7 protein-coding genes are annotated in these 11,233 nt (G+C 72.7%); all 7 read right to left on the bottom strand.

Annotated elements, in window-relative coordinates; genetic code table 11:
* Positions 1-121: 121 nt before the first annotated feature.
* Positions 122-1,672 (bottom strand): alkaline phosphatase D family protein, encoded by a 1,551-nt coding sequence (locus FDO69_RS16560; RefSeq protein WP_104780602.1) that lies wholly within the window; start codon positions 1,670-1,672, stop codon positions 122-124.
* A gap of 168 nt (positions 1,673-1,840) precedes the next feature.
* Complete coding sequence (locus FDO69_RS16555) at positions 1,841-3,337, bottom strand: FG-GAP and VCBS repeat-containing protein (protein ID WP_170320894.1); 1,497 nt, start codon at positions 3,335-3,337, stop codon at positions 1,841-1,843.
* Positions 3,338-3,513: 176 nt separating this feature from the next.
* On the bottom strand, positions 3,514-4,950 hold the full coding sequence (obgE, locus tag FDO69_RS16550) for a GTPase ObgE (protein ID WP_104780601.1): 1,437 nt from the start codon (positions 4,948-4,950) through the stop codon (positions 3,514-3,516).
* A gap of 124 nt (positions 4,951-5,074) precedes the next feature.
* Entirely contained in the window at positions 5,075-5,329 is a 255-nt protein-coding gene (gene rpmA, locus FDO69_RS16545) for a 50S ribosomal protein L27 (protein ID WP_031107501.1), read from the bottom strand.
* A gap of 14 nt (positions 5,330-5,343) precedes the next feature.
* Positions 5,344-5,664 carry a 50S ribosomal protein L21 gene (gene rplU / locus FDO69_RS16540; RefSeq protein WP_030836278.1) on the bottom strand — a complete coding sequence of 107 codons (321 nt, stop codon included), beginning with the start codon at positions 5,662-5,664 and terminating at the stop codon, positions 5,344-5,346.
* Between the two features lie 268 nt (positions 5,665-5,932).
* On the bottom strand, positions 5,933-10,156 hold the full coding sequence (locus tag FDO69_RS16535) for an Rne/Rng family ribonuclease (protein WP_104780600.1): 4,224 nt from the start codon (positions 10,154-10,156) through the stop codon (positions 5,933-5,935).
* Between the two features lie 260 nt (positions 10,157-10,416).
* A complete protein-coding gene (locus FDO69_RS16530; RefSeq protein WP_104780599.1) occupies positions 10,417-11,199 on the bottom strand; it encodes a TIGR03936 family radical SAM-associated protein in 783 nt (260 codons plus the stop codon).
* Positions 11,200-11,233 lie beyond the last annotated feature (34 nt).

Raw genomic sequence — 11,233 nt, 5'->3', positions numbered from 1 at the left:
GTCTCGGCGAGAGCAATACGCCGCAAACCCGGGTCGGACTTCTCACCCTGTCCACCCGCCGCGTACGACGAAGAGCCCGGGACTCCGAAGAGTCCCGGGCTCACGCGGCACACGGCCCGGGTCAGACGACCTCGACGCCCGGTCGGCCCGCCTCGACCCTCAGCCGGGCCAGCGTGCTCGGGGTCGCCGTGGGCCTTCGCACCGTGTCGACCACCCTGACCTGGGCGTCGATGCCGTCACGGCGGACGTCGAAGAGGTGGTAGCCGCGGTGCGCGTCGAGCAGCTTCCAGTGCGGGTTGTCCGGGCGCCGGGGGTCCCACTCCTTGCGGAAGGCCTCCTGGTCCTGGTCGCCGTTGCTGGAGATGGAGGTGCCGACGAACTCGGCGCCGACGACCTCCGAGTCCGGGTCGGCGTAGTCCTCCTTGAGGTCGCTGATCATCGTCAGGTGCCGGTCCCCGGAGAGCACCACGGGGTTGCGGACCTGCCGCAACTCCTCCAGGAACGCGTTGCGTTCGGCCTGGTAGCCGTCCCAGGCGTCGTAGAACCAGAGCTTGCCCTCGCCGACCTGGAGGTCCGTCTCGGCCATCATGATCTGGGAGGCGATGAGGTTCCAGCGGGCGGGCGAGTCCTGCAGCCCGTTCAGCAGCCACTGCTTCTGCCGCGCGCCGAGCATGGTCAGCGAGGGGTCCTGTGCGCCGGCCTGGCTGGTGGCCTGGTCGCTGCGGTACTGGCGGGTGTCCAGGACGTTGAGCCGGGCCAGCCGGCCGAACTCCAGGCGGCGGTACATCCGGATGTGCGGTCCGTCCGGGACGGCGGTGGCACGGACCGGCATGTGCTCGTAGAGCGCCTGGTACGCGGCGGTCAGCCGGGCCACGAAAGCGTCGTGCGGCTGCTTGTCCGGGTCCTGCGGGATCTCGCCGGCGAAGTCGTTGTCCACCTCATGGTCGTCGAAGGTCACCACGAAGGGCGCGTTCGCGTGCATCGCCGCGAGGTCCGGGTCGGAGCGGTACTGGGCGTACCGGTTGCGGTACTGGACGAGGCTGAACGGCTCACCGGTGCCCTCGTGCCGCCGTACGCCCGTGGCCGAGGGCGTGGACTCGTAGATGTAGTCGCCGACGAACACGACGACGTCCGGGTCCTGCTCGAGCATGTCCGCGTATGGCGTGAAGTAGCCGTGCTGCCAGTTCTGGCAGGAGGCGAGGGCCAGGCGCAGGGAGCCACCGGAGCTGTGGGGGTGGGGCGCGGTGCGGGTGCGGCCGACGGGCGAGAGCTGCCCGCTGGTGCGGAAGCGGTACCAGTACGTACGGTCCGCGCGCAGCCCCCGTACGTCCACGTGAACGCTGTGCCCGTACTCGGGCCGGGCTTGGGCGGTGCCCCGTCGGACGGGCTTTTTGAACCGGGGGTCCTCCGCGAGCTGCCACTCCACCGGCACCACCCGGTCGGGCATGCCGCCGCCGTTCAGCGGGTCCGGAGCGAGTCTGGTCCACAGCACGACGCCGTCCGGCAGCGGGTCGCCCGAGGAGACGCCGAGGCTGAACACACCGTCCGGCAGCGGCGTCTCCGCCGCGCGGGCGGCGACCGGGAGCCACAGCTGGGCGGAGGCCGCGGCACCGAGCACGGCGGCACCCGCGGTCAGAAAGCGGCGTCGGTCGGGGGATACTGCTCCGGTCATCGGCTGACTCCCTTACCTCGCTGGCCACATGGACACGGGGAAGCTTCACGCTCGCGGGCGGTCCGCCCGCTGAACGCCGGGGTTCGCGTACATGACAACTAAGCAGACAAAAAGAGACTCGCCGCCAGCATCGGAACAAGCCGTTGCCGGGGCGAGTCTGACAGGTGATCAGCCGGAGAAACCGGAGCCGAGCCGGGCGTCCGTGGCGGAAGTGCCCAGGAGCGTGTTGCCGAAGGTGGTGGTGCCGTTCGGGCTCACCACGGTCGACGGCCCGGACGTGAAGTACCAGACCGACCCGGCGTTCTGGTTCTCCCCCGGTGCGCCGGCGGCCAGGTCGGCCAGTCCGTCGTGGTTGGCGTCGGCGAGGCGCACGGCCGCGCCGAAGGCGTCACCCCGCTCGGCGGCGCCCGGCACGTTGGGCGTGTCCTGCGTGACCACCTGCGCGCCGGCGCCGGTGAGGCCCTGCGCGCTGCCGCGCAGGACGACGACCGCGCCCGCGCCGGTCACGCCGCCCAGGTCCTCGCCGGGAAGGCCGGTCGCCACGTCCGGGTATCCGTCGCCGTTGACGTCGGCGATCCGGACGTCGGTCCCGAAGCCGTCGCCCCACTCGGCGCCGCCCGGGACGCCGGGGCTGTCCTGGTTCAGGAACGTGGCCCCTGCGCCGTCGGGCCCCTCAGGGGTGCCGGGTATCAAGGTGACCCGGCCACCCTTGGCGAGGGGGATGTCGAGGTCGCTGTCGTACCCGTCGACGGCCCGGCCGACCACGATGTCGTCGACACCGTCCTGGTCGACGTCCCCGATGTCGAGGTTCTCGCCGCCCTGGAGCCGGTAGCCGTTGCCGCCCTTCACGGTGGTGTACGGCGTGAGTCCCTGCCGGGAGCCCGTCCAGTACACGACCCGCCGGGCGTCGTACTCGTCGCCGTCGTTCTCGGTGGCGGCGACGTCCGTGACGCCGTCGCCGTTGACGTCACCGGCGGCCAGGTCGAGGACGCGGCTGTCGAACTCGTCCTTGACGAGCTGCCCGCCGTGGGACGTGGACCCGTCCCGGGCGAACGGGCCGTTCAGCACCCGCAGATCGTGCTGCATCTCCACGGTCACCAGGTCCTCGGCACCGTCACCGTTGATGTCCGCGACGGTGAGCCGCCCCTGGCCGCCGAGCTGGTCGTAGGCCTTCCCCGTGGCCGGCGCGGCACCTCCGGACAGGCCCTTCTGACCACCCCACAGGACCTCGACCAGCCCGGAGTCGACACCGCCGTCGGCCGTGTCCTCGCGGCCCGCGCCGACGACCAGGTCCGCGTACCCGTCGCGGTCGAGGTCGGCGGTGGTGAGCGCGCTGCCGAACGCGTCGCCGGTCTCGGCACTGCCGGGCACCCCGGCGGTGTTCTGGCTGAACACCTGCCTCGTCGAGGTTTTCAGCCCGTTCGCCGAGCCGTAGAGCACGGCGACGTAGCCGGCGCCCTTGTGCCCGCCGACAGTGGCGGACGGGGCGGCCACCGCGAGGTCGGCGTAGCCGTCGCCGTTGAAGTCGTCGTGCAGTGTCGACGCGGCGGAGGGGCCGTCGGCGGCGTGTGCCGCCGCCATGCCGGTGACAGTGGTCGCGACGGCAATCGCCGCCGCGACCGCGAGCCCTCGGCCGATCCTGCGCTTACTGATGGACTGGGCCACGTCAACTCCGTGATTCTTCTGAGGCAGTTGCTGTACGGCAGGCGACAACACCCGTACCCGCACTGCTCAGTACGACTCACCGGAGATCAACTTGGTTGCACCAGAGACGCTGCAAATTTCCGCACCGTCAACCGGCGCACCGCGGTCCATCACCCGGCAGCCCAGCCCCGGTCGGCTCAGAACGGCTCGAAATCGTCGAACTCCTGCTGCGCCTCGTCCCGCTCGGCCTGCCGGTCCTTGCGGCGCTGCGCGGCCGGACGCTCGCCCTCGAAGCGGTGGTCCTCACCACGCCGGCCGAGCATCTCGGCCCCGGCCGTCATGGACGGCTCCCAGTCGAAGACGACCGCGTTGTCCTCGGGGCCGATGGCGACGCCGTCACCGCCCCGGGCGCCCGCCTTCACCAGCTCCTGCTCGACACCGAGCCGGTTGAGCCGGTCGGCGAGGTATCCGACGGCCTCGTCGTTGTTGAAGTCGGTCTGGCGCACCCAGCGTTCGGGCTTCTCGCCGCGCACCCGGAACAGGCCGTCGGCCTCCTGCGTCACGGTGAAGCCGGTGTCGTCCACGGCCTTGGGCCGGATCACGATCCGGGTGGCCTCTTCCTTCGGCTTCGCGGCCCGCGACTGCGCCACGAGCTCCGCGAGCGCGAACGACAGCTCCTTCAGGCCCATGTGCGCCACGGCCGACACCTCGAACACCCGGTAACCGCGGGCCTCCAGGTCGGGCCGCACCATCTCTGCCAGGTCCTTGCCGTCCGGTACGTCGATCTTGTTCAGGACGACGATCCGCGGCCGGTTGTCCAGCCCGCCGTACTGCCGCAGCTCCTCCTCGATGATGTCGAGGTCGGAGACCGGGTCACGCTCCGACTCCAGCGTCGCGGTGTCCAGGACGTGGACCAGCACACTGCACCGCTCCACGTGCCGCAGGAACTCCAGGCCCAGGCCCTTGCCCTGGCTGGCCCCGGGGATCAGCCCGGGCACGTCGGCGATCGTGTAGACCGTCGAACCGGCCGTGACGACACCGAGGTTGGGGACGAGGGTGGTGAAGGGGTAGTCGGCGATCTTCGGCTTGGCGGCGCTCAGTACCGAGATCAGCGACGACTTGCCGGCGCTCGGGTAGCCGACGAGGGCCACGTCGGCGACGGTCTTCAGCTCCAGGACGACGTCCCGCAGGTCTCCCGGCTCGCCGAGCAGCGCGAATCCGGGCGCCTTGCGACGCGCGGAGGCCAGTGCCGCGTTGCCGAGTCCGCCCCGGCCGCCCTGCGCGGCGACGTACGACGTGCCGTGCCCGACCAGGTCGGCGAGGACGTTGCCCGCCTTGTCCAGCACGACCGTGCCGTCCGGCACCGGCAGGACGAGGTCCTGACCGTCCTTGCCGGAGCGGTTGCCGCCCTCGCCAGGCTTGCCGTTGGTGGCCTTGCGGTGCGGGGAGTGGTGGTAGTCGATCAGCGTGGTGATCGACTGGTCGACGGTGAGGATCACGTCCCCGCCGCGCCCGCCGTTGCCGCCGTCCGGCCCGCCCAGCGGCTTGAACTTCTCACGGTGGACGGAGGCACAGCCGTGGCCTCCGCTACCCGCGGCGACGTGCAGCTCGACGCGGTCCACGAAGGTGGTCATGGTGTGTGCCTCCAGGTGCGTACGTATGTGTACGAGGTTGTACGGGGTTGCTCTCTGCGTAACACGCGAAAGGCGGACCCGCTTCCCGTGAGGGAAGTGAGGTCCGCCTCGCGAAAGTTTCCGATCAGGCGACCGGAACGATGTTCACGACCTTGCGGCCACGGTGGGTGCCGAACTGCACCGAACCGGCCTCGAGGGCGAACAGCGTGTCGTCGCCGCCACGGCCGACGCCGGAGCCCGGGTGGAAGTGGGTGCCACGCTGACGGACCAGGATCTCACCCGCGTTGACGACCTGACCGCCGAAGCGCTTCACGCCGAGCCGCTGGGCATTGGAGTCGCGACCGTTCCGGGTGGACGATGCGCCCTTCTTGTGTGCCATTTCTCCTCAGTCCCTTACTTCGCAGCCGTGGGGATCTCAGTGACCTTGATCGCCGTGTACTGCTGGCGGTGGCCCTGGCGACGGCGGTAACCGGTCTTGTTCTTGTAGCGCAGAATGTCGATCTTCTGGCCCTTGTGGTGGTCCACGACCTCGGCCTGGACCTTGATGCCGGCCAGCACCCACGGGTCGCTGGTCACGGCGTCGCCGTCGACAACGAGCAGGGTCGAGAGCTCGACCGAGTCGCCAACCTTGGCAGTGGAAATCTTGTCAACCTCAACGATGTCGCCGACAGCAACCTTGTGCTGGCGACCACCGCTGCGCACGATGGCGTACACGCGGAACTCACTCTCTCGCTCGGGAAACGGCACCCCCGCAGGCCAGCCGCCCGACTCAGCGAACAGCCTCTCCCGGCGCCCGGCGCCCGGAGGATGAAGGTTTACGGGGATGTGACGTGTCAGTCGACACGCCGACGGTCAAGGTTACGGGGCCGCGGCCGAAGGGGTCAAACCGAGCCGGGCCCGCCACCTGTGCGACCGGTCACGCCGGTCGCGTCCGCCGGGGCGGGCGCGGTGTTCGCGCCCGCCCCGGGGACATCGAGGCCGGTCAGCCCTCGTCGGTGGAGGCCGAGACGGAGGACCCGGCGGACGCCGACTGCTCCGCCGCCACGGTCTTCTTCGACGCGGTCTTCTTGGCGGCGGTCTTGGTGGTCTTCGCCGCCTTCTTGGCCGTCGTCTTCTTGGCCGCGGTCTTCTTCGCCGCCGCCGTCTTGGTGGTGGCGGCCTTCTTCGCCGTGGCCTTCTTGGCCGTCTTGCGGGCCGTCTTCTTGGCGGGGGCCGACTCCTCGGCGGCCTCCTCCGTGACGGCACCGTCGGACGCGGGCACCCCTGCGGCCTCCTCGGACGCGGGCGCCTGCGGGGCCTCCTCGGACGCGGCCGACGGGACGACCACGACGGCCGTCTCCTCGGACGCCGTGGACGCCGTGGGCTTGCGCACGGCACGACGCCGCGGACGGGCCGGGGCGGCGCTCTCGGCGGGCGCCTCGGCGACCGGCTCGGCGGCCTCGGGCTGCGCGGCCTGCTCGGGCGCCTCGGTGGCGTCGGCCACCGGGGCGGTCTCGGCGACCGTCACCACGGTCGCCTCGGCCCCCGCCGGGGATCCGGCCGGAGCGGACACCTTGCGGGTGGCCCGGCGCCGGGTGCGGCCCTTGGGTGCGGCTTCCTCGACCGGAGCGGCCTCGGTAGCCCGAGCCGCCTGGGCGGCCGTCGGGGCCTGCGCGGCCTCGACCACCGGGTCCTCCACGGCCATCGGCTCGGCCTGCGCTTCGGCGGCCGGCTCCGGCTGCACCGGACGGGCGACCTCCTGCTCGACGGTCACGTCCTGCGCCGTCGGCACCTCGGCCTCGGCCTGCTCGGCCCTGCCCCTGCCCCGCCGGGTCTTCTCCCTGCCCTGCTCGGCCTTCGGCTCGGCAGCCTCACCGCGCGGGGAGCCCGCCGGAGCCGACGCCCGCCGGCCGGCCCGGCGACGCGACCGCCCACGGCCGGCCGCGGCCTCCGCCTCGGCGGCGCTGCCGTACAGCTCCTCGTCGGGCTCGAAGGACGGCTCGGGCAGCGCGATCGGCTCGGCCGCCTCGGCTCCGACCTCGGCCTCGGTCTCGGCCTCCTCCTCGGCGGTCTCGACGGCCGCCTCGTGCACGTGCGGCTGCTCGGCGGCGCCGGCACGCGCGCGCTTCTTGCGCTTGCCACCGCCCCCGGCGGCCGTCGGCTGCTCCATGTGCACGATGACGCCGCGTCCGTTGCAGTGGACGCAGGTCTCGGAGAAGGACTCCAGCAGGCCCTGCCCGACCCGCTTTCGGGTCATCTGCACGAGCCCCAGCGAGGTCACTTCCGCGACCTGGTGCTTCGTACGGTCGCGGCCCAGGCACTCCAGCAGGCGCCGCAGCACCAGGTCCCGGTTGGACTCCAGCACCATGTCGATGAAGTCGATGACGATGATGCCGCCGAGGTCGCGCAGCCGGAGCTGGCGGACGATCTCCTCGGCCGCCTCCAGGTTGTTCCTGGTGACGGTCTCCTCGAGGTTGCCGCCCTGGCCGGTGAACTTGCCGGTGTTGACGTCGACGACGACCATCGCCTCGGTCCGGTCGATCACCAGCGAACCGCCGCTGGGCAGCCACACCTTGCGGTCGAGGGCCTTGGCGAGCTGCTCGTCGATCCGGTACGTGGCGAAGACGTCGACCTCGGACGTCCACTTCGACAGCCGCTCGGCGAGGTCCGGCGCGACGTGCGAGACGTAGCCGTGGATGGTCGACCAGGCCTCGTCACCGCTGACGACGACCTTGGAGAAGTCCTCGTTGAAGATGTCGCGCACGACCCGGACGGTCATGTCCGGCTCGCCGTAGAGCAGCGTCGGGGCGTTGCCGCTCTTGGCCTTCTTCTGGATGTCCTCCCACTGCTGCTGCAGCCGCTCGACGTCGCGGCGCAGCTCGTCCTCGCTCGCGCCCTCGGCGGCGGTGCGCACGATGACGCCCGCGTCCTCGGGGACGATCTTCTTGAGGATGGTCTTCAGCCGGGCCCGCTCGGTGTCGGGCAGCTTGCGGCTGATGCCGGTCATGGAGCCCTCGGGCACGTACACGAGGTAGCGGCCCGGGAGGGAGACCTGGCTGGTCAGGCGGGCGCCCTTGTGACCGATCGGGTCCTTCGTCACCTGGACGAGCACGGACTGGCCGGACTTCAGCGCGGACTCGATGCGGCGCGGCCCGTGGGCCATGCCCAGCGCCTCGAAGTTGACCTCGCCGGCGTACAGGACGGCGTTGCGGCCCTTGCCGATGTCGATGAAGGCGGCCTCCATCGACGGCAGCACGTTCTGCACCTTGCCGAGGTAGACGTTGCCGACGTACGAGGTCGCCTGCTCCTTGTTGACGTAGTGCTCGACGAGCACGTCGTCCTCGAGGACGCCGATCTGGGTCCGGTCGCCGTGCTGGCGGACGACCATCACACGCTCGACGGCCTCGCGGCGGGCCAGGAACTCGGCCTCGGTGATGATCGGGACGCGCCGGCGGCCCTGCTCGCGGCCTTCGCGGCGGCGCTGCTTCTTGGCCTCCAGACGGGTCGAGCCCTTGATGGACTGCACCTCGTCGGACGGCTCCGCCTTGGGACGGGGCTCGCGGACCTTGACGACCGTGCGCTCGGGGTCGTCGTCGGAGGGCTGCTCGGCGTCGGTGCCGGAGTCGCCGGCACGGCGACGGCGACGGCGGCGCCGGCGGCTGCTGCTGGAGCCGCCCCCGTCGGACTCGTCGCGGTCGGTGGCGTCCTCGGAGTCCTCGTCGTCCTCCTCGGCGCTGTCCTCGGCGTCCTGCGCGGCGGCCGGCTCGGACTCGGCGTCCGAGCCCTCGCCGTCCTCGCCGTCGGAGTCGGCGGACTCACCACGACGGCGGCGGCGACCGCCCCGGCGACGGCGGCGGCGCGAGCCGGTGCCCTCGGACTCGTCCTGCTCGTCGCCGTCGGCCTGGTCCTCGGCGGAGTCGTCGGCCTCCTCCGCCTCCTCGGCGGTGTCGGCTGCGGCGGTCTCGGGGCCCTGCGCCTCGGGCTCGTCACCGGCAGAGCGGCGACGGCGGCGGCGACGCGAGCCGCCGCTCTGCTCCTCGCGCTGGGCCTCGGCCGGCGCGGACTCCTCGGCCTCCTGGGGCTCCTCGCCCCCGGCCGCCTCGGCGGCGGCTGCGGCAGCGGCCCGCTCCGGCGTCTGGAACTGGGGCTCGGTGAAGACGGGCGCCTGGAACAGCGCGACGGCGGGCCGCCTCGGACGCGAGGACGACTCGCTCTCGCTGTCGGCCGCGTCCGCGGACACCCGAGCGGCGGCCTTCGAGGCCCTCCCACCCTTGGCGGGCTGGGCGGGCTCGGCGAAGCCACTGGCGGCCCGGCGCACGACCCGGCGGCGGCGCCGCGGACCGGCCTCTTCGGCCGGCTCGGCCGACTCGACGGCTGTCTCGGCGGGGACCTCGGCAGCACGGGCCGGCTCGGCGGCAGCGGGCTCGGAGGCGGGGGCCTCGGACGCGCGGGCGGGCTCGGCGGTGGGGTTCTCGGTCACAGGCGCCTTCGCCTCCTCGGCGTTCCCCTCCACCGCGTCCGCGGCGGAAGGGGCCCCAGCGGGCGCGGACGCCCGCCGCGAGGCACGCCGGCGAGTCCGACGCGGAGCAGCCTCTTCAGTGGCCTCGGCACCTTCGACGGCGACATCGGTCACGACCGCCGGCTGCGCGGCCTCGGCCGGTGCCGCGGCCGCAGCTGTCTCGGTCGTCTCGGCCGTCTCCGCAGGAGCGGCGGTGGGCGAGGTCACGGTGCGGGTGGCCCGACGCCGGGCCCGCTTGGGGGCGGCGTCCTCGGTGGCGGGCGCGGCGGCCTCGGAAACCTCGGCGGGCGCGGCGGCCTCGGACGGCTCGGCCGTCCGGTCGGCGGCGGCGCCGGCGGTCACCGGGACCACGGTCTCGGCGGCCTCTGCGGCTTCCGGAGCGCCGGCAGGTGCCGAGGCACGGCGCACGGCGCGACGCCGCTTGGGCGGGGCGGGCGCGGCAGCCACGTCACTCTCGACGGCCTCGACAGCCTTGTCCGCCTCGGCAGCGGCTTCTTCGAGTTCGTCGGCCTCTACGACGTCGGCCGCGAGGTCCTCGGCATCGGCGGCCGGTATGGCCGGCGCGACGGTCTCCACCGGCGCGTCGGAGGAGGCACCGGTGGGCGGGCCCGCCGGGCGGGACGCGGCACGCCGCCGCCGGCGGGGCGGCAGGGTGTCGCTGGGGGTGTTCTGTTCGGAACCCTCTGTGGGTTCGGTCGGTTCGAGCATGCGGGCTTGTCTCCCGTCAGGCTCCCGGGCGCCGCGCCTGGTCCGGCGATGCCGGTGACGTCCGCGGCGCGCGCTGTGCGCGTTCGCCGCCGTCCGGGGCGCGGGCGCCGCACGGGAGCTCTCTGTGTCCTGTCTCGCCGGTTCCGTACGCCGAATGCGTACGGCCTGGCGAAAGTCTTCTGGTCAGTGCGCTGCCCGACCCAGGTGGCTCCCGAGTCCGAGGGCGGCGCTACGACGTCCGTCCCTACGCGGAACCTTCCTTACGCCGGCGCCGCCGCGGTGGCAGTCGGTTCGGCCGTTGAATGGGCCTCGACTGCCTCGCGGTCGGGCGCGAGCGGGTCGGTCACCGTGCCGGTCTCTGCATCGAACAGCCCCTGCGCCAGCCTGGTCACCGCAGCGGGGACCGGCGGCGCCAGGTCGGCCACGGCGCGGAGACCGGACAGGACGTCGTCGGGTCGTACGGCAGGCGTCACGTGCCGAACAACCAGCCGCAGTATCGCACAGGGCTGGTCGGTCGGCCTATCAGCCTGCGAACTGTGTGTTTCCGTGAGGTCGCGGACCTCGAGGCTCGCCACGGCGGCACGGGCGTCGAACGTACGGACGCCGTTCTTCGCGAGGCGCTGGACCTCGACGGTCTCGGCCGCGTTGAAGGCGTCCGCCGCCCGGCGGGCCTCCTCCGGCGGCACTCCGTCCAGCCGGAGCTCCCAGACGGAAGCCGTCAGCCGGTCGGCGAGCCCCGAGGTGCGGGCCTCGACCGCCTCGGTGATGTCGAGCCCGGTGGGCAGCGACTCGTCGAGAAGGGCCCTGAGCTGCTCCGGGTCGCGGGGCGCGGTGAGGGCGATCTCCAGGTACTCCGCCTCACTGCCCGTGCCGGTGGGTGCGGCATTGGCGTACGACACCTTCGGGTGCGGTGTGAAGCCCGCCGAGTAGGCCATCGGCACCTCGGCACGGCGCAACGCACGCTCGAAGGCGCGCTGGAAGTCACGGTGGCTGGTGAACCGGAGGCGGCCGCGCTTGGTGTAGCGCAGTCGGATGCGCTGCACCGCGGGTGCGGGCGGCGGGCCTTCGGGCTGTCGC

Origin of the sequence: Streptomyces tibetensis, assembly GCF_007655005.1 — a bacterium.
Classification (GTDB): domain Bacteria; phylum Actinomycetota; class Actinomycetes; order Streptomycetales; family Streptomycetaceae; genus Streptomyces; species Streptomyces tibetensis.
The sequence above is the reverse complement of the archived record's forward strand: the minus strand, read 5'-3'. Positions and strand labels throughout refer to the sequence as shown.

Coding starts and splice junctions, on each gene's coding strand:
- FDO69_RS16535 (WP_104780600.1), bottom strand. CDS start 10,156: ATGCTCGAACCGACCGAACCCACAGAGGGTTCCGAACAGAACACCCCC.
- FDO69_RS16560 (WP_104780602.1), bottom strand. CDS start 1,672: ATGACCGGAGCAGTATCCCCCGACCGACGCCGCTTTCTGACCGCGGGT.
- rpmA (WP_031107501.1), bottom strand. CDS start 5,329: ATGGCACACAAGAAGGGCGCATCGTCCACCCGGAACGGTCGCGACTCC.
- obgE (WP_104780601.1), bottom strand. CDS start 4,950: ATGACCACCTTCGTGGACCGCGTCGAGCTGCACGTCGCCGCGGGTAGC.